Origin of the sequence: Dehalobacter sp. 12DCB1, from assembly GCF_004343605.1 — a bacterium.
Lineage (GTDB): Bacteria > Bacillota > Desulfitobacteriia > Desulfitobacteriales > Syntrophobotulaceae > Dehalobacter.
This window is the reverse complement of sequence record NZ_POSF01000018.1, coordinates 132,607-152,014: the sequence shown is the minus strand read 5'-3', so window position 1 is coordinate 152,014 and position 19,408 is coordinate 132,607. Positions and strand designations below refer to the sequence as shown.

Here is a 19,408-nt window from a genome sequence, read left to right as displayed (position 1 = left end):
ATTAAGGAGGACAAAATGCAGAAAATCCAAATGAACGTCCCACTGGTAGAGATGGATGGCGATGAGATGACCAGAATCATCTGGAAATCCATTAAAGAGATCTTGCTTCTGCCCTATATCGATTTAAAAACTGAGTATTACGATCTTGGCCTGGAATACCGGGATCAGACGAATGACCAGGTTACGATCGATGCCGCTATGGCCAACAAGAAATATGGCGTTGCCGTAAAGTGCGCTACCATTACGCCGAACGCCCAAAGGGTTGAAGAGTACAATCTGAAAGAAATGTGGAAGAGTCCGAATGGCACCATCCGAGCGATTTTGGATGGAACGGTTTTACGGGCGCCAATTGTTGTGAAAGGCATCACACCAATGGTCTCTGCCTGGAAGAAACCGATCACGATTGCCCGTCATGCTTATGGCGATGTTTACCGCAATGTCGAATACAAAGTCCCGGTCTCTGGAAAGGCGGAACTCGTTTTCACCAGTGAAACTGGGGAAGTGAACCGTCAAACGATTTTTGACTTTGCTGGCAAAGGCGTCATTATGGGAATGCATAATGTCGACAAATCCATTGAGAGTTTTGCGCGTTCCTGCTTTAACTATGCGCTTGATGTCAAGCAGGATCTATGGTTCGCGACCAAAGACACGATTTCCAAACTGTACGATCATACCTTCAAGGATATTTTCCAGGAAATCTTTGATGCGGAGTACAAGCAGAAATTTGCCGATGCGAATATTGAGTACTTCTACACGCTGATTGACGATGCAGTGGCCCGCGTTATCCGTTCCGAGGGCGGATATATCTGGGCATGTAAAAACTATGACGGGGACGTAATGTCTGATATGATTGCAACAGCTTTCGGCAGTCTGGCCATGATGACATCGGTTCTGGTATCTCCCGATGGCTGCTATGAATATGAGGCAGCTCACGGGACAGTAACCCGTCACTATTACAAGCATCTCAAAGGCGAAGAAACATCGACCAATGCGATGGCCACCCTATTTGCCTGGACCGGAGCATTAAGAAAACGTGGTGAGATCGACGGACTGAAAGATCTGATCGAGTTTGCAGATCAGTTGGAAGCCGCTTCCCTGCAGACAATCGAAGCAGGAATTATGACCAAAGACCTGGCCCTGATTTCCGATCTTCCTGAAAAGACGGTTGTCAGTACGGACGGATTCCTACTTGAAACCAAAAAGACCCTGGACAGAATCCGTGGGTAAATCGTGCACATAATGTTGAGCGATTAACTGAATGAAATGACTGGATGATTAAACAGCCTTGGTCCGAGCTTCCATCGGATTAGGGTTGTTTATTATATCTGAAAATTTTTCAGTTTATGGGCTGAACATGGGTTTTTTATAAAAAATCTGCGGATTACGTGAAAAATTTTCCTCCTTTTGATAAAATAGTATATATATCGCCGGAAATATAGGATAATACTATAGGAAATTAATTTTGCACAAGCGGAGACGGAAAATTGAAGTATCTAAAAAAAGAAATGAAATTAGAAAATCCTCTGGCTTTTTGGACCCATTTTGACAAACAGGATCGTCTTTTCTTTTATAATCCCCTGACTGGTGAACTGATCATCGGGGCAATACGCTGGAAAACCTTTGCTGAAGGAGAAAGTTATCAGAATTACGACCTGGTGTTTTCTGCCAGAACCTTTTTTCAGTCGGTCCGTGATCCCAAATGGGCTGGACTTGGCAATGAAACCATTGCTTTCAAGTACTATTATGTTGAAAAGGACGGCAAGCAGCTTTTATACTATCCCGAGCAGGCGCCGGAGGAAGAAATTTGTGGGTTAGAGGACAGGGAGACAAAGTCTGTCCGCCATACCTATACGATCGCTGATGATGATTACCCGCAGTGGCAGGAATTATTCACCAATGTCAAACAGGAAATATCCTTAAAGAACGTGGATAAAGTGGTTATTTCCAGAGAAGTGAAAATCAGTTGTACCGCGACGGTTCATGTTGAGAGCGTACTCAAGAGCCTCCGGAAAAAAAATCCGGACAGCTTTGTTTTTGCGTATGCGAAGGGAGGACGGACTTTTCTGGGTGCTACGCCGGAAATCCTGGTACAGAAAGCGGACGATGAAATTATCAGTTATGCCCTGGCGGGCACAATTCCCCGTAACGCCATTGATGAGGGGACTCAAATGGAGATCCTGCTAAACGACCCTAAGAACCTGCATGAGCACCGAATTGTGCGGGATACCATAGCCGATGTCATGAAAAAATACTGCGCTGAGGTATGGATCGACGAGACAAGGATTCTGACCCTGAAAAACCTTTATCATCTAAAAACCCGTCTTGGGGCAAAAGACCGCAGTCTTTTAACCGCCTGGGTCACCCGTCTGCATCCGACGCCGGCCCTTGGCGGCAATCCGGTCGGACCCGCCCTTGACATTATTGCCAGAGAGGAAAAACACGAGCGGGGGATGTATGCGGCCCCCTTGGGAATCATGGATCAGAACGGTAATGGCATTTTTGTGGCCGGTATCCGGTCTGCCCTTATTCAGGACAATATGGTCTATGCGTATACGGGATGCGGGATCGTGGAAGGATCCGATTGTCTGGAGGAATACGTCGAGACGAACGATAAATTAAGGACGATCCTGGAGGGTTTGGTACCCTGAACCCCATGTCCTTAAATCCAATCCTGGAATCTTATGATTCTAACTTTGGAAATCTTGTAAGCTTGAGATTCTGAAATATGTTAGGCATGAAGGTGAGGATAGTACGACGATGACCGATTTTTTTGCAGCAACGAATTACATAGCGGCCCTGGTGGATGAATTGTACCAGCTGGGCGTAAGGGAAGTTGTGATCAGCCCGGGATCGCGTTCTACCCCGCTGGCAATTTTATTCAGAGAACATCAATTTGAGATTTTTGTCAGTATTGACGAACGTTCCGCAGCCTTCTTTGCACTCGGGGCAGCCAAAGAAATGCAGAGACCCGTCGTGCTGGTTTGTACATCAGGATCTGCTGCAGCGCACTATTTGCCGGCCCTGGTAGAAGCCAAATATTCCAGAGTTCCGCTGATTGTTCTGACGGCCGACCGGCCGCCCGAACTGCGTCAGGCCGGTGCGCCCCAAACCATTGATCAGACCAGGATTTACGGAGAGTATGCGCGTTTTTTTGAGGAACTGGCATTACCCGAAGAAGATGAGCGGATGTACCGCTATGCCAGGGCAGTTATGCAAAGAGCTTACGGCAGCGCCATGACGGGAAGCTTTGGCGTGTCCCACGTGAATATCCCGCTGCGTGAACCATTGGTGCCGGATTTAAGCAAACTTGATTTTACAGCAGGCCGCCACAGAGATGCTTTTAGGCTTCACAGAGAAACTCTCAGCCACAACAATCCGTCTTCATATCCGCATCCTGCCGAGCCTTTGGAAGTTCATCCGAAATTTGATGCAGCATTCAGCAATAAAAACGGAATCATTGTTTGCGGCGGCGACGCGTATGCCGACTATCATACAGAGGTACTGGCCCTAGCGGCACGTTTGAAAGCGCCTGTACTTGCCGATCCGTTATCCAATTTCCGCGGCTTCTCAAGTGGAGTCATTCTGGACAGCTACCAGGCATTTCTAAAAGAAGATGCTGTCAAAGACGAATTAAAACCGGAATATGTCATCCAGTTTGGACAGACACCTGTGTCGAAAAGCCTTCAGCAGTATTTGGCCCGGCATCAGGACGCATTATTTGTCCAGGCCGATGCAGTATTTGACTATCGTAACCCGGCACTTTCCACGAATCATTATGTACTGGCTTCACCTAAACTTTTTGCAGCGTCGGTCAAAACCGAAAACAGCAGCCGAGAATATCTGGATAGGTGGCTCATTTACCAACAAAGAATGCGGGCGCAGCTAAGACAAGCCAGACAGGAAAAAGGACTGTTTGAAGGGTCCTTGATTCAAAGGCTTCAAGATCTTCTGCCTCAAGAATCCAGGCTCTTTGCAGCCAACAGCATGGCCGTCCGCGATGTTGATGATTTTCTGGAGGCCCGCGCGCAAGACCTGAAGGTGCTTGGAAACAGAGGCGCCAATGGAATCGACGGCATGGTTTCTACAGCCCTTGGTATAGCGGCGGCCGGTAAACCGACGGTGCTGCTGACCGGAGACATTGCGTTTTTCCATGATTTAAACGGGCTTCAGATTGCCAAGAATCACCCGTTGGATCTAACCATCCTATTGTTCAATAACAACGGCGGGGGGATCTTTCGGTACTTGCCCCAGAGCCGGGAAAAATATTTTGAAACGCTGTTCTTAACCCCCCCGGGCTTGGATTTTTCTGCGTTAACTGCTCTGTATGGCATCGCTTATTTTGAACCGAAAAATTATGAAGAATTTGAGCGCAGTTTCCAAGCAGCTCAGAACACACAAGGCATCAAGCTTATTGAAGTAAAAATAGATCTGGAGTTAAGCAAGGAACTGCATGACAAATATACCCGGCTGCCGTCAGAAAATGACTAAGATGGATGATAGGAAATGATGATCACCGCAAATGGTCTAAACATTCACTTTGAAGTACGGGGAACCGGGAAGCCGGTCGTCTGTTTGCACGGATTTTCAGAGAACCTCGGTACCTGGGACGAAATTGATCTTTCCGGCTTCCGGTTGATCCTGGTGGATCTGACCGGGCACGGCAGTACTGAAAAACCGTCTGCCCTTCAGCCGTACGGACTTCCCATGCTGCTGGAAACGCTGCATGATCTGACGCAGCAGTTAGAGCTGGTGCAGTACAGCGTGATAGGGTATTCCATGGGCGGCCGGATTGCGCTGGCCTATGCTTTACAATATCCCCGGGAAATTGCTAAACTTATCATGGAAAGCGCTTCCTATGGGGAATACGGTGAGCTCAGCAGGGAGAAGCGGCGCAGAGATGATGCCGCACTGGCCGAAGATATTCGGCAGAACGGGATTGAATGGTTTGAAAGCTATTGGTCAGGTTTGGAACTTTTCAAAACACAAGCCCGGCTTCCCGAGAAAGTCCGAGCGAAAATCAGGCAGCGCCGCCTGCAAAATGAACCATATGCGCTTGCCAATACACTACTGGCGAGCGGTCAGGGAACGTTTCCTTGCTTGAAAGACCGGGTGGCCGAATTGACGATGCCCGTCCTCTTTGTCAGCGGTGAACTTGATCCAAAATACCAGAAAATCAGCCGGGAGTTCAGTCATTTAAATGCCAGGATCATCCAGCAGACCATTTCCGGAGTAGGGCATAATACGCATCTGGAAGACCCGCAGACTTTTCGGGCGGTCGTTAGCGAGTTCCTAAGCGTTGATGCTTTAGATGAAAATACGGAAAGACGTAATAAGAATTCGGGAAAAAGAATATGAACCCGGAGAAAAAGAATACGATATTATAGGGAGGTTATTCAATGAGCACATTTCTGTGGGAAAAACTCAGCCGCAGCTATGAGGATATTATTTATGAGACATACAGCGGGATCGCCAAGATTACCATCAACCGTCCGGAAGTCCGCAATGCTTTCCGCCCCAAAACGATTATGGAACTGATTGATGCTTTTTCGATTGCCCGGGAGGATGAAAATATAGGAGTGATTATTTTGACCGGTGCTAATCACGGTCAGGGCCAGGAAAAAGAAGCATTCTGCTCCGGCGGTGACCAAAAGGTGCGTGGCCATGGCGGTTATGTTGGTGACGATCAGATTCCGCGTCTAAATGTGCTGGATCTGCAGCGTTTAATCCGCATCATTCCTAAACCGGTGATCGCGATGGTCAACGGGTTTGCGATTGGCGGCGGCCATGTTCTGCATATTGTCTGCGATTTGACGATCGCATCAGAGAACGCCAAATTCGGCCAGACCGGACCGAAGGTCGGCTCTTTTGACGCCGGCTACGGTGCAGGCTATCTGGCTCGCATCATCGGCCAGAAGAAAGCCCGAGAGATCTGGTACCTCTGCCGTCAATATACGGCTAAGGAAGCCCTGGAGATGGGACTCGTTAATACAGTCGTCCCGTTTGAGCAGCTTGAAAAGGAGACCGTGAAATGGGCGCAGGAAATCCTGCAGCATTCACCGACTGCCCTTCGCTTCCTGAAAGCAGCTTTCAATGCAGATACAGACGGTCTCGCCGGACTGCAGCAGCTGGCTGGGGATGCAACACTGTTGTTCTATACCACAGACGAAGCTAAAGAGGGCAGAGACGCTTTTAAAGAAAAACGCGAGCCCGATTTCAAAAAGTTCCCGAAGTTCCCCTGATCCGGCAGGATATTACGAAGACCTACCCCAAATAATGTAATACACGATCTGTATGGATGGAATTAAGGATTTAATAGAGAGCATGAATTAAGATGAACTGGTTAAAAAGACAAGCCCTTGAAAAACCGGATAAGAAATTTATCAACGACCTGACGTTCCGGGACGTATCCGAACGCGTGAGCTTACTTTCGGTAAGGCTTTTGCCGCATGTCAAAAAACAAAAAAGGGTAGCACTCCTTTCGAATAATTCTGAACAAACGGTCTTGTTTTTTCTGGCCTTACAGCTGCTTCAAAAAGAAGTATTGATGCTGAATACACGTTTAACTGCGGAAGAAATCGGCAAACAAGTAAAAACCCTGGATATTCAGCTGGTTTTGGCCCAGGATGGTCTGGCCACCGAGAATTTCAGCCAGTCATTTCCGGCCGAAGTGAAGTCATTTTTGGATGTAGTTGGGGATGATGTTACGGATGATGTAAAGGCTGATGCTGCAGAACAAGATGATTCGGAAGCATGCAGCGAATTTGATCCGGCCGCGGAGTTTAACCCGGAACAAATTGCAGTCATTATGAATACGAGCGCCACGACTGGGGAATTCAAATCTGTTCCGCTGTGCTGGAAACAGTTTACTGCCCATGTTAAGGCTTCTCAAAAAAGCCTCGGAGTTACAGAAGAAGATAACTGGCTGATGATTCTGCCGTTGTATCATATCAGTGCCTTAACGATTCTACTGCGCAGTTTATACAATGGGACTGCGGTAACCTTGCTGGAAAGCTTTCGGGAAGAAGAGACGTTAAGCCTGGTTCAGGAAGGAAAAGTCAATATGCTGTCGGTTGTTCCGACCATGCTGAACAGAATCATTGACCGGATTGACAGGCATTGCTTGAGAGTGGTGCTTATAGGGGGGGAGTTCATACCCCGACCCTTGGTTGAAAAATGTATGGTTAGGCAGATTCCTATCTATAAAACGTACGGTATGACGGAAACCACCAGCCAATCGGCAACCTTTTCCGTTCTCCAATACCCGGACAAGATTGATTCAGTTGGTCTTCCACTGGATTCAGTGGAAATTCTGATCAAAAATCCAGGGTCTGACGGCAGCGGTGAAGTCCTGATTCAGAGTCCCATGGTTATGGACGGATATCTTGGCCGGGAAACGATCTTCGGATTTTTCCCTACGGAAGATATCGGTTATTTGGATCAGGACGGTTTCCTGTATATTCTCGACCGTCGCAAAAACATGATTATTTCAGGCGGGGAAAATATTTATCCGCGGGAAATCGAAAATATACTCTACGCGCACCCTGGGATCAAAGAATGCGCTGTCATCGGAAGAAAAGATCCTAAGTGGGGACAGGTACCTGTCTTATTTGCAGTATCTTTATTAAACGAAGAAGAGATCAGGGACTATCTGTCTCCAAGACTCGCCCGCTATAAACTTCCCAGCGAGATTATCTTTTTGGCTGAACTTCCCCGGAATGCCACAGGAAAGGTCCGTCACAAGGCACTGGAAGATATGCTGGCGGAGGGAGGAAGCCCATGATCATAAAAAAAGCAGAGCTGTTCCTTTTGGACATGCCTTTAAAGTTTACCTTTAAAACATCTCAGACCAGTCTGGATCGCCGGGAAACGATCATTCTTAAAGTCACAGACGAATTCGAGAATGCCGGCTATGGCGAAGTTGTCGCTTTCTCTGATCCTTTTTATACTTCGGAAACGCTTGCCAATGCTAAACGCCTTCTGCTGGAAATTTATCTTCCGCGGCTGCTGCAGGAAGAGATTGTACATCCTTTCGACATTCATGCCTGGCTGGACAAAGCTTACCCGATGACAGGTGCCGGGGTTGAAAATGCGTTGCTGGACTTGTACGCGAGGCGTCAGGATATCCCTGTCATGGCGGCTGTATTTCAGGAGGAGACAAATACGCAGATTGAGGCCGGTATGGTTCTGGGAGATCTGGACAGCGCCGGCCTGTTAAAACAGATTGAACAGTACTTGCAGGAAGGTTACGTCCGTTTTAAAATAAAGATCAAACCGCAGGACGGTTTTGCCAAACTCAACATAATCAGAACTGCCTATCCCTATCTCAAACTGCTGGCGGATGCCAACAAAAGCTTTCGCTCCGAGCACATTCCCGAATTGATGAAAATTGATGGTCTTGGTTTGCTGTGTTTGGAGGAACCTTTGGCTGAAGCTGAACTGACGGACTATCAGAAACTCCAGGCAGAAATGCAGACGCCTGTCTGTCTGGATGAAAGCATTTTAAATGTAGCTGACCTGGAGAAGGCGATCGAATTAAAAGCCTGCCGCGCCTTGAACATCAAGACCGGCCGGGTTGGCGGCCTGTTTTATGTCAGGCAGATGATTGAGCTTTGCCGGAAGCATCATATCTACTATTGGATCGGGAGTATGGTGGAAAGCGGAATTTCGAAAATATTGCACGTCCATTTGGCAAGTCTGAAGGATACCTATATTCCTGGAGATTTGTCACCGTCCCAGCGTTATTTTCCACAGGATATCATCTGGCCTGAGGTCACGGTTCAAAACGGCAGGATTGAAGTACCCCGGGGTCCGGGATTGGGAATTGCTGTCGATGAAAATGTCCTGGCTGATTATACCGTTGAGCATCACATATTCGCTTAGCAGCAGGCGCGGGAAAGGAGGGTCACTTGATGGAAAACCAGAAATACCTGATGGATTACCTGAATATTGAATATATACAGTATAAGGACAATACGTTTGAAGCCAAGATGAATTTAACGGCTTTTCATAGCCAGCCTTATGGCCTATTGCATGGCGGGGCAACCATTGCTTTGGGAGAATCGGCTGCAGGATATGCCTCCAACCAGCTGCTGGACAATAGCCAGGTTGCTGTGGGCCAGAATATTACGGCAAATCATATGAAAGCAAAAAACATAGAAGGCTATATCCTCGCCAAAGGCAGACTGCTGCATCAGGGAAAAACATCGCATGTCTGGTTGATTGAAATGCTTGATGAAAAAGATGAGCTGATTTCCGTGGTTACTGTGACAAATGCGGTTATAAATTACAATAGAGTGTAAAAAAGGCTGTTAAAAGCCTTTTTTTTAAAAATATTATGGAGGTAGGTCAGTGTGCCATAATACCACACTGATCCAGCTGTGGACGTCAAAATATTTGTATCACTGTGCCTGTAATGACGTATTTTTTGACAAAGATAGCGTAATGTGATAATCTTCTTATTACAATCTACTAATTTAGTAATCTAGTAATTTAGTGAATAATAAATTAGTTGATATAAAAGAAATGACAAAATAAAATTTTGCTAAATCAGGAGAGGTAACTTATGAAGATTCCGACGACGCTGAAACATAAACCTGTGATTGTATCGGAAGACTATGAACGGATTGACGGCAGAAATGCCTATGATTCCGACGCCAAAGGATTATCCTTGGGGCTGGCCCAGTGGAATGACAGGGGGAAGCTGGAGATATCCGCGAAGGTCTGGCGGTTCACCGGAGAAAAGTGGTCGAGACAGTCCGAGGAGCTTCCGCTTCACCGGGTGATCGATCTTGCGATCCTGATTTGCAGATCGACACTTCATTTTCGTGAGGCCTACCGATATGAAAAAATGTATGATCCTGAGAAACCCGTTATTGACAGGATCGGGCTGCAGGGAGATGCAATGACCGTCGCCGTATGTACTGATAATCCAATGATTGAAGGAGACATCAAACTATTCAGGCAAGTACTCAGCAATGACGATGAATTAATCGGAGAACGTTTGAGTACGCTTTCCAAACTACTGAAGGAAATGGGGTATTAGACGATGACGGGTACATCCGACTGGAAAAGGGAGCTCCGCAATGAATATAAGGAACGGAAAACTTCCGGTGGAATTTTTATGATCACCAATAAAGAAAACGGCAGGTATGTTCTGCAGGGCGCTGTTAATGTCATGCGGTTCCAGAACCGTTTTGATTTTTCTAAAGATACCGGCTCCTGTGTGCTGACAAAACTTCAACAGGAATGGGATGAATATGGGGCCAAGGCTTTTAAGTTTGAAATTCTGGAAGAAATCGAAATGAAAGATACCCAGACCATGAAGGAATTTGAAGAAGACCTTCAGCTTCTTGAAGAGATATGGGCGGAAAAGTTGGATCCGGAACTAAGGATTTTCTAAGGTATCCAATTCGGGTTCATAGGTAGCCAAGGAATGATAGTAAATGATTTGATTAGGATGCATTCTTCTCATGGGCCTTTGTTTTTTTGATTATAGTTGGGTTTGCTAACATTACAATGGTCTGGGCAGAAACTAAACCATGAAGAAGATGATTCCAGATTGCTGAATAAAAGGTTTTCGTTAAACGAAATTTTTTTAAGTAACCGGCTTTTTGCCCACCTATAAGCGTGCCCAAAGAAAGCATGGAAATGACGGCTCCTTTTATTAAGTAATGATCTTTACCCGTTTTTTTAAGTGTATAAACTAAGGGAATTCCCCACAATGAGCCTATACCTAAATGTGCCAATTGACCTAATATGAAATTCTCACGTCTTTTTGTTCTATACGGAGCTACAAATAATCCACCTGCTATATGACCATATAACGTCTCGGTTTTTCCTGACTTAAAAATTAATAAATTAGATACATCCATAGCAATCGTCCCAATTAACCCCCCTAGAAGGCCAATTATGATTGTATCTTTGCTTTTGCCTATTTCTAGCATTTTAAGTACTCCTTTTTTATTTAGAATGCACTTATTCTTGACTTTTTAGAATGGTATTTTTTGCCGTTAAAATTTACCTCTTAAGAAAGTCTGCTTATTATCTAACTGTTGATGAAGTTCTAAAATATAAGCATAAAGCCTATGGCACAACGCCATAGGCTTAAGATTTGTCTTAATACAATTTTTTTGTGTGAGATTCTATTTATCCGTGTTGTCCTTGCTGTCGGTGCTGTCTTGGTCGTCTTGTACTTCCACAATTTGAGATTCAATTTGCTCGGGTACTGCAACAGACGATTCAGCCTGGTCCTTAGATACGATTTCTTCGTCTGCAGTATTAACCGTTTTTGCATCTACCATTGCGGGTTCAGCATGGATCACGGTTTCACTGTTGGAACATGACCGGAAGTATCCTGTAATTTTTTGATTGATAAGACCTGCACCATACAGAATTACAGCAATGCCGAGAATGCTAAGCGGCTGGAAGATTCCGGGGAGCAGCTGACCGGGAATTAATTCCTTGGCGACCATTTCATATGGATAACCTTGCGTGGTATACTGCGAAATAGTGTTGTTGAAATACAAAACATTATTGACTAAAAGTGCAACAGCGATAACAGCTATAAAAGCAGATGCAATATACATGAAAATAGAACTTCTGGGGAGCTTTTTTCTTGCCTGAGATTTTTTTTGTTGTTTCATAAAAGATATTTCTCCTTTTTTGCCTTTTAGGGCGTTAATTATTTTGTAGACCTATATTTATTTTGAAAATAAAGGTTCCTACTGATAATATAGACATTAATTCTTAAAATTATATTAGTGTAACTTACATTATCCATTTTTGATTTTATGCTGTATAATTGTACGAAGAGTTAAGCATCCTCATTGTCCCAAAAGCATTAATTATCAGAGAATTATCAAAGGGAAGATCCGTGGTACCTTTTATAAGTAAAGGTTTTATTTTAATTGAAACAGTTGGGGGAATAAACATGATTAGTGTTACGAAGCTGTTATTTGATACTGAATATTTTGGAGATTCCCTGCGCTATAGTAAGCATGCCCATGGGACCAGAAACGGAGCAACAGGTGATTCAGGACCGGTGGTTGTCTGGAATTCGACCCGAACCTGCAATTTGCAGTGCGTCCATTGCTACATGGACTCAGATTCGCAAAAATATAACGGAGAACTGACAACGGAAGAAGCCAAGCGTTTTATCGATGATTTAGCGGAATTTCACGTTCCTGTTTTGCTTTTTTCAGGTGGAGAGCCTTTGATGCGGCCAGATTTTTTCGAGCTTGCCGCCTATACGGCTCAGAAAGGAATCAGACCAACTTTATCTACGAACGGTACGTTGATAACACCGGAAGCTGCTCGGCGCATCAAAGAAATCGGCGTAGGTTATGTTGGGGTATCTCTTGACGGTCTGAGAGCCGTGAATGACAAGTTTAGGGGCAGAGAAGGGGCTTTTGCGGCTGCTATGAGAGGGATTCGGAACTGTGTGGAGGCGGGTCAGCGCGTTGGTCTTCGCTTTACGATTAACCGTCATAATTATGAGGAACTGGATCGTATCTTTGATTTTATTGAAGCAGAAAAAATTGACCGTGTTTGTTTTTATCATTTAGTATACTCTGGACGGGGTAAGCAAATGGTTACTGACGATATTACTCCCGAAGAGTCGAGACAGGCGCTCGATACTATTATCCGCAGAACAAGAGACTTTGAAAAACGCGGACTGCACAAGGAAATCCTGACAGTTGATAACCACGCCGATGGTGTTTATCTCTATTTGCGGGCTTTATGTGAAGATCCGGCCAGAGCGGAGAAAATAAAGACACTCATAGGCTGCAATGGCGGTAACCGTTCCGGGATTGCGTTCGGAGAGGTTGATCCTTCAGGGTATGTACATCCGGACCAGTTTACGCAGCATATCTCGTTTGGTAATGTCCGGGAAAGAAAATTTGGAGATATCTGGACTGACTTGAGCCAACCAGTGCTGGCAGGTTTGAAAGACCGTAAATTGCTTCTCAAAGGGCGATGCGCCGAGTGCCGGTATTTGGATTTCTGTAACGGTAATTTCCGTACCAGAGCAGAGGCTGTGACAGGTGATTTTTGGGAATCTGATCCAGCCTGTTACTTGACTGACGAAGAGATTGGAAAAAAAACGACGATTAATAATTGAGGTTTATGCCTTGTTAACCTCGGGACTAGGAAAGGAAGAAAAATATGATTGTCTCTTGGAATACGACAAATGCCTGCAACATGTATTGTGATCACTGTTACCGCGATGCCGGATGCCGGGCCGAGGAGGAACTCAACACGGCTGAGGCCAGGACACTGCTGGAACAAATCGCCAAAGCAGGGTTTAAGATAATGATCTTTAGCGGCGGTGAACCACTCATGCGCCCAGATATTGTTGAACTAGTCGCCTATGCCAAAGAGCTTGGTTTACGGCCTGTCTTCGGAACCAATGGTTCTTTGTTGACGGAAGATCTTGCCGCAAAGCTTAAAAAAGCCGGCGCCATGGGGATGGGAATCTCCCTTGATTCAATGGATCCAAAAAAGCAGGATGATTTCCGCCGCTATCCCGGAGCCTGGAACCAGGCTGTGCAAGGTATGCGCAATTGCAAGGCGGTGGGGCTCCCTTTCCAGGTGCATACAACAGTGATGGACTGGAATGCACATGAACTGGAAACACTTACGGATTTTGCGGTTCGGGAGGGAGCAGTGGCACATCATTTTTTCTTTCTGGTGCCGACAGGCCGCGCAGTGTCTATAGAAGAAGAGTCTTTAAGGGCGGAAGCTTACGAAGAAGTGCTGACCAGGATCATGAAGAAGCAGCAAACCGTTGATATTGAACTGAAACCAACCTGTGCACCGCAGTTTATGCGAATTGCCAAACAGATGGGGGTAAACACTCGGTTCAGCCGCGGCTGTCTGGCCGGAACAGCATATTGTATTATCAGCCCGAAGGGGCAGGTGCAGCCCTGTGCATATTTGAATCTGCCTCTCGGTGATGTCCGGAAAACACCTTTTGATGAAATATGGCGCAGCAATTCGATTTTGCAAGAACTGCGCACGCTGGCGTATAAAGGAGGGTGCGGTAGCTGCGGGTATAAAAAAGTCTGCGGAGGCTGCCGGGCTCGTGCTGCTTTTTATGAAAACGGTGACTACATGGCTGAAGAGCCCTGGTGTTTATACCACGGACGCAAGGGGGTCAGTTGCTAAATGGAGACAAAGGACCGGATTTTGCTGACCAGAATCCAGGCGGCCTTCCCGGTTGAGGAACGTCCTTATCAGGTTTTGGGAGAAATGCTGGGGCTAAACGAAGAAGAAACATGGCAGCGGGTTAACCAGTTCCGGCAGAAAGGAATGATCCGGCGGATAGGCGGAGTCTTTGATTCTCGCCGTTTAGGGTATTTCAGCACACTTTGCGCGGCAAAGGTCCCGGAAGAAAAAATATCTGTTCTTGCGGATTTTCTGCAGGAAGTTCCTGGGGTTACACATAATTATCTGCGGGATCATCGTTACAATATGTGGTTTACAGTCATATCCCGGTCACAGGACGGGTTGATGCAAATTTTGGAACAGGCAATACATATTTTGGGAAGTCCCGAAGTATACAGCCTTCCCGCTATCCGGTTGTTCAAGATAGGTGTGCTGTTTGACCTGGAAAAGAGTACAGGAAAGAAGCTGCCCATGGCGAATACCGGGTATTCGTCTCAGGAAGGACGGTCTGCTTTTCAGGTCGGGGAGGAGGATAAGGTTTTAATCCGGATTTTGCAGGGTGATTTGGCTCCGTCGCTTTGTCCTTTCTCTGAGACAGCTGCTAGATTGGGATGGTCAGAAGGAAGTATCCGGGCAAAAATTCAGGACTATAAGCGTGACGGGGTGCTACGACGTTTTGGCGCCATTCTGTACCACCGGAAGGCAGGATTTACTTCAAATGCGATGGGGGTATGGGTTGTTCCGGAAGCGCAGATTGAAGAAACCGGTCACATCATGGCCGCCTTTAAGGAAGTAAGCCATTGCTACCAACGACCTGAACTTCCGGATTGGCCGTATAATCTATTTACGATGATCCATGGGCATTCACCTTCGGAGTGTAGGAAAACAATGGAGAGAATTTCTAAGGTTACAGGCTTACAACAGTATGAGATGCTGTTCAGTCATGCTGAATTGAAAAAAACAAGCATGGAATATTTCAGGGAAGAAGAGTAAAATAACGGATTTTTGGCGAGGGCGCAGCAGGACTTAAGTTCTGTTGAGCCCTCGTTTCTTATGTTTTATTGATTTATCTGTTATTCGGAGATTGCCTGCTGGTATCTATCTTTGGATCAGAGTAAAAATCGTATTAATAGCCAAACTAATCAGGATAGAATACTTAAATTTGGACGGTAGATGCCAGGGTGTTTAACCAGCTTATCACTAAAATACTTAGTAAAAACATAGCGAAGGAAAAACCTCTGCTTGATGAACGATCCCAAGCCGGGAAGCCTCTGTCAAGCGTAATTGAGCATAACCGGCAAGCCCTGCAGCAGATTTTTGAAAAATGTTCGGATATTTCTTTCAGAGAATTTCAGCTGCATTTTACAAAAAAAATCAAAGCGTTTATTGTCTACTCAGACAGCCTGTGTAAGCCGGAGATTATTAACGATGCCATTTTAAAACCGATCATGCTGGAGGTTTCTTCAAGGGAAAAGGATTCTCAAATAAAAAAAGATCCCAGGACGAACACAGAGATTAGTACGGATACGAGTCTCGGAACAGACACCGGTGACATACCCGGCATCATCCTTCAACATCTGCTGACGAATTACAAAGCCGATACGTTGTCTCTGGTCTCCGAAGCAGCAGACGCTGTGCTGGAGGACAATCTCGTCCTGATTATAGACGGGTACCCGATTGGCATTAAAGCTTCTGTCCAGGGCTATAACATCAGACAGATCAATGAGCCGACGACCGAACCAAACATTCGCGGGCCTAGGGATGGTTTCGTGGAAAATATCGGAACAAACTTAAGTCTTTTGAGACGCAGGATCCGGACCAGCCGTCTGAAGGCCGAGAACATGACAGTCGGAACGTTGTCTAAAACGAAGGTTAATATTTGCTACATTCAGGGAGTAGCGAACGAAAAGGTTGTAGCTGAAGTTAAATCGCGTATTGAAGACATCACGATCGACAACGTTCTGGACAGCAGCTATATTGAAGAATTTATTTCCGATGAGCCAATCAGTCTGTTTCCACTTGTACAGTATACAGAACGGCCGGACAAGGCGGCAGCTTCGCTGTTTGAAGGCAGAATTGCCATTATCGTCGACAATTCACCCTCGGTATTAATTGTTCCGTGTACTTTTATAGCATTGATACAGGCCTCTGAGGATTATTATTACAGTGCGCTGTTTGGTTCTTTTGCACGAATAGGCCGTTTCATCGCAATCAATATCGCTTTGCTAGTTCCTGCGATTACAGTTGCAGCGTTTTCTATCAATCAGACGCTTATTCCGATATCCCTTCTAAACACGGTAGCTGGAGCCAGGGAAAATCTGCCGCTGCCCATTTCTGTGGAAATATTTTTAATGGAACTGGTTTTTGAACTTCTGCGTGAGGCCGGTGTGCGATTGCCGAGGACTGTCGGCCAGGCAGTCAGTACGGTAGGAGGTTTGGTGATCGGGCAGGCCGCAGTCGATGCCGGGATTGTCAGTCCGACTTCAGTGGTAGTTGTCGGTCTGACAGCGATTGCTTCATTTACATTCCCGGATTACAATGTCGGGACCAGTATTCGGATTATCCGTTTTGGCTTAATTATCATGGCTAGCGTTTTTGGAATTGTGGGAATTATCTTTGGTCTGATGATTCTGCTTACCCACCTTTGCAGTCTGCGTTCTTTTGGGGTACCGTATTTATCGCCCATAGCGCCGCTGACACCGCGCGATCTGAAAGATACCGTTATCCGGGTGCCCTGGTGGGCGATGTTTACCCGACCCAGGTTCTTCGGAGACAAGAAGCCTCTGCGCAGCAATGCTAATCAGTTGAAGGAGAAACTCAAGAGGGGGAATAAAAAATAGATAAGAAACGAATATCTGGTACGCAAACCGCGATGCTGCTGTTTATTGTGATGACCTCAACCGCAATCCTGTTTATTCCTGGATTAACTGCGACAACAGGCAAACAAAATGCCTGGCTGGTGAGCTTAGGAGCAGGGATATCTTCTTTTGGCGTATTGATCATTTCGGCCAAGCTGGCACAGCGGTTTCCGGGACTTACAATAGCAGAATATCTGCCGCTCATTGTAGGAAAAATCGGAGGCAAGGCGCTGGGTGTTTCCTATATCCTATTTTTTACTGTCCTGAATATCCTCGTTGTCAGGGAAACTTCGGAATTTCTAACCGTATCCGCTTTATTTGGAACGCCGGGCATTCCGATTAATTTGGTATTTGTACTTATTTGCTGGTATTCTGCGCAAAAAGGGATTGAAGTGATTGCGCGGATGAACCAATTCATCCTGCCTCTATTTGTATTTGCTTATCTAATGGCCTGTATTTTGGCGATTCCGAAAGCAGATCCAAGCAGTCTGCTTCCTATTTTGGAAGACGGGATCAGTCCGGTGATGCAGAATATATGGATACCGGTTCAATGGTATGGCGAGATTGCCGTATTGCTGATGTTGATCCCTCTGATGAACAAGCCTCAGGAAGCGCTGAAGAAGGCATCCTACGCGGTTATTAGCACAATGCTTTTGTTGACTTTCGGATCGCTGGCTGTACTGACTGTCTTAGGGGCGGATGTAGCCGATCAAATGATTTTCCCGATATGGTTTACTGTCAAAACAATTGAATACGGGAATTACATTCAACGTATAGAATTATTGGTATTGCCGTTATGGCTGACCGGGATCATGGTCAAATCCTCTTTGCTTTTTTATGTAACGATACTTGCAGCCAGACAGTCAGTCAGCAGAAAGCACCCCAAACTTATTGCCGCTTCAGTGATGGTCATCGTATTCTCAGGGGCAACGTTCCTTGTACCTAACACCATGGCGCTGCTGGAATTCCTGGCAAAATACTGGCCGTCCATATCTTTGTTATTTGAAGTTGTACTGCCATTACTGCTGCTTGCTATTACATTAATCAGAAAGAAAAAAGGAGGCTGCATGCAGTGATATCAAAAGCAAAAAGATATGCCCGGATGATTCTTTTGATGTTGAGTTTGCTTACCCTTTCAGGCTGTTGGAGCAGAAATGAGGTTGAGGATTTGGCTATGCTGACCGGCGGGGCAATCGATTACTCCTCAGAAAAAGGTCAGGAGAAGTATGTGGGTCAATGGTTAATCATTAGTCCACCAAGCTCCAGTAATTCAGACGGTGGTGCGTCTTCCAGCAAATCTGCAGATCTAGTGTATAAAGGGGAAGCTAAAACATTTATGGAAAGCATAACGGATTTAAATAAACAGCTGCCGCGTTTGCAGACCAGCAGCCATGTAATATTTACTATTTATGGGGAAAATTTGGCTAAGACCGCGACGGCCAAGGTGGCGGAAAACCTTCTGCGTTTTCCTGAAAGCAGACCCAACCAATTGTTATTTGTGACCAAAGGAAATGCTGGGTCTTTTCTTCAGGCCAAGCCGGTACTTGTATCGAATCTTTTTAAGCAGATAAAAAAACAGGAGGAGATTGCGCTTCGTACGGGGGTTTCAAGAGGGGTTACCCTTCTCGAATTTTGTCAATGGCTCCTTAGCCCTGACCGGGATCCGGTGCTGCCGCAGATTAAATGGAATAATGGGAATCAAAGCAATAGTCTACTTATTGAAGGCTTTGGCGTATTTCGAAGTGACAAACTTATTGGCTGGCTGGACAAGGATGAGTCTACAGGATACTTGTTTCTGACGCAAGATTTAAAAGACGGGATAATGCCATTTGAGTTTGGATATGGCTCACAGATGATCACTTACCACGTAGGGGCGTCCAAGCATAAAATTAAAGCAAAATGGGTGAATGGGAAACCAGTGTTTCGAATAACAATCCAAACGCTCGGAGCGATTCCTGAAACCGCTAATTTTCAAATCACTACAAAAGATGTCAGCAAAATAGAAGCAGCAGCCGCAGAAAGTGTTCGAGTGAAAGCGTTAAAGAGCATTTCGAAAGCTCGTGAATATGACTCGGATTTTTTGGGTTTAATGCAGCACTTGCACCGTTATGAGCCGTCAGCCTGGAAAGAAGTTGAGACTGACTGGCGGAAGGCCTTCCGGCAAGCGGAGATCGAAGTAGAAGTTCAGGCAAAGGTTGTAACGGAATGGGCCTTAACGCAATCCTTTGATCTCAAGGACTAGGAACATTCTAGCGTATTCAAAAGACCTCGAAGATCTCTATGCAAATTAATGGATGTAAAAAGGAGCAGAATGTACTATAATTCCTAATAGATAGTCAATATTATCACACTAGGATCGGTTCGATTCAGACTTATCCGATTTA

General features: G+C 45.7%; 18 protein-coding genes. 16 read left to right on the top strand and 2 right to left on the bottom strand.

Annotated features, from left to right (window positions below; translation table 11 throughout):
- Positions 1-15: 15 nt before the first annotated feature.
- From C1I38_RS11795 to C1I38_RS11750, 10 genes are all read left to right on the top strand, one after another.
- A complete protein-coding gene (locus tag C1I38_RS11795; RefSeq protein WP_131929748.1) occupies positions 16-1,227 on the top strand; it encodes an NADP-dependent isocitrate dehydrogenase in 1,212 nt (403 codons plus the stop codon).
- Positions 1,228-1,484: 257 nt separating this feature from the next.
- A complete protein-coding gene (locus C1I38_RS11790) occupies positions 1,485-2,648 on the top strand; it encodes an isochorismate synthase (RefSeq protein WP_131929746.1) in 1,164 nt (387 codons plus the stop codon).
- Positions 2,649-2,757: 109 nt separating this feature from the next.
- Entirely contained in the window at positions 2,758-4,488 is a 1,731-nt protein-coding gene (gene menD, locus C1I38_RS11785; protein WP_131929744.1) for a 2-succinyl-5-enolpyruvyl-6-hydroxy-3-cyclohexene-1-carboxylic-acid synthase, read from the top strand.
- 15 nt (positions 4,489-4,503) lie between these two features.
- A complete protein-coding gene (gene menH / locus C1I38_RS11780; protein ID WP_131929742.1) occupies positions 4,504-5,355 on the top strand; it encodes a 2-succinyl-6-hydroxy-2,4-cyclohexadiene-1-carboxylate synthase in 852 nt (283 codons plus the stop codon).
- A 41-nt stretch (positions 5,356-5,396) separates the two neighbouring features.
- On the top strand, positions 5,397-6,239 hold the full coding sequence (gene menB / locus C1I38_RS11775; RefSeq protein ID WP_131929741.1) for a 1,4-dihydroxy-2-naphthoyl-CoA synthase: 843 nt from the start codon (positions 5,397-5,399) through the stop codon (positions 6,237-6,239).
- Positions 6,240-6,331: 92 nt separating this feature from the next.
- Positions 6,332-7,780 (top strand): o-succinylbenzoate--CoA ligase, encoded by a 1,449-nt coding sequence (gene menE / locus C1I38_RS11770; RefSeq protein ID WP_131929739.1) that lies wholly within the window; start codon positions 6,332-6,334, stop codon positions 7,778-7,780.
- Entirely contained in the window at positions 7,777-8,880 is a 1,104-nt protein-coding gene (gene menC / locus C1I38_RS11765) for an o-succinylbenzoate synthase (RefSeq protein ID WP_131929737.1), read from the top strand. Before menE ends, menC begins: the two co-directional genes overlap by 4 nt.
- 29 nt (positions 8,881-8,909) lie before the next feature.
- A complete protein-coding gene (locus C1I38_RS11760; protein WP_131929735.1) occupies positions 8,910-9,299 on the top strand; it encodes a PaaI family thioesterase in 390 nt (129 codons plus the stop codon).
- A gap of 263 nt (positions 9,300-9,562) precedes the next feature.
- The gene (locus tag C1I38_RS11755; protein WP_015043096.1) at positions 9,563-10,042 is read left to right on the top strand and encodes a DUF6530 family protein; all 480 of its coding nucleotides are present in this window, start codon (positions 9,563-9,565) and stop codon (positions 10,040-10,042) included.
- A gap of 3 nt (positions 10,043-10,045) precedes the next feature.
- On the top strand, positions 10,046-10,399 hold the full coding sequence (locus C1I38_RS11750) for a GIY-YIG nuclease family protein (RefSeq protein WP_131929733.1): 354 nt from the start codon (positions 10,046-10,048) through the stop codon (positions 10,397-10,399).
- 52 nt (positions 10,400-10,451) lie between these two features.
- Here the strand turns inward: C1I38_RS11750 and C1I38_RS11745 are convergent, their stop codons facing one another.
- Both C1I38_RS11745 and C1I38_RS11740 read right to left on the bottom strand, forming a co-directional pair.
- On the bottom strand, positions 10,452-10,943 hold the full coding sequence (locus C1I38_RS11745) for a hypothetical protein (RefSeq protein ID WP_083916688.1): 492 nt from the start codon (positions 10,941-10,943) through the stop codon (positions 10,452-10,454).
- A gap of 198 nt (positions 10,944-11,141) precedes the next feature.
- Positions 11,142-11,642, bottom strand: a complete 501-nt coding sequence (locus tag C1I38_RS11740) for a hypothetical protein (RefSeq protein WP_207668622.1) — start codon at positions 11,640-11,642, stop codon at positions 11,142-11,144.
- Between the two features lie 287 nt (positions 11,643-11,929).
- Between C1I38_RS11740 and nirJ1 the strand changes: the two genes are divergently transcribed.
- The 6 genes from nirJ1 (at position 11,930) to C1I38_RS11710 (ending at position 19,266) form a co-directional block, all read left to right on the top strand.
- Positions 11,930-13,120: a putative heme d1 biosynthesis radical SAM protein NirJ1 gene (nirJ1, locus tag C1I38_RS11735; protein WP_131929731.1), complete on the top strand. Its 1,191-nt coding sequence runs from the start codon at positions 11,930-11,932 to the stop codon at positions 13,118-13,120.
- Between the two features lie 44 nt (positions 13,121-13,164).
- A complete protein-coding gene (gene nirJ2, locus C1I38_RS11730; protein WP_131929729.1) occupies positions 13,165-14,166 on the top strand; it encodes a putative heme d1 biosynthesis radical SAM protein NirJ2 in 1,002 nt (333 codons plus the stop codon).
- Positions 14,167-15,159 (top strand): Lrp/AsnC family transcriptional regulator, encoded by a 993-nt coding sequence (locus C1I38_RS11725; RefSeq protein ID WP_131929727.1) that lies wholly within the window; start codon positions 14,167-14,169, stop codon positions 15,157-15,159.
- A gap of 188 nt (positions 15,160-15,347) precedes the next feature.
- Positions 15,348-17,006 carry a spore germination protein gene (locus C1I38_RS11720; RefSeq protein WP_131929725.1) on the top strand — a complete coding sequence of 553 codons (1,659 nt, stop codon included), beginning with the start codon at positions 15,348-15,350 and terminating at the stop codon, positions 17,004-17,006.
- Complete coding sequence (locus tag C1I38_RS11715; protein WP_348980855.1) at positions 17,003-18,100, top strand: endospore germination permease; 1,098 nt, start codon at positions 17,003-17,005, stop codon at positions 18,098-18,100. The genes C1I38_RS11720 and C1I38_RS11715 overlap by 4 nt, the downstream gene beginning before the upstream one ends.
- Complete coding sequence (locus C1I38_RS11710) at positions 18,097-19,266, top strand: Ger(x)C family spore germination protein (RefSeq protein ID WP_119776509.1); 1,170 nt, start codon at positions 18,097-18,099, stop codon at positions 19,264-19,266. The genes C1I38_RS11715 and C1I38_RS11710 overlap by 4 nt, the downstream gene beginning before the upstream one ends.
- The last annotated feature ends 142 nt before the right edge of the window (positions 19,267-19,408 follow it).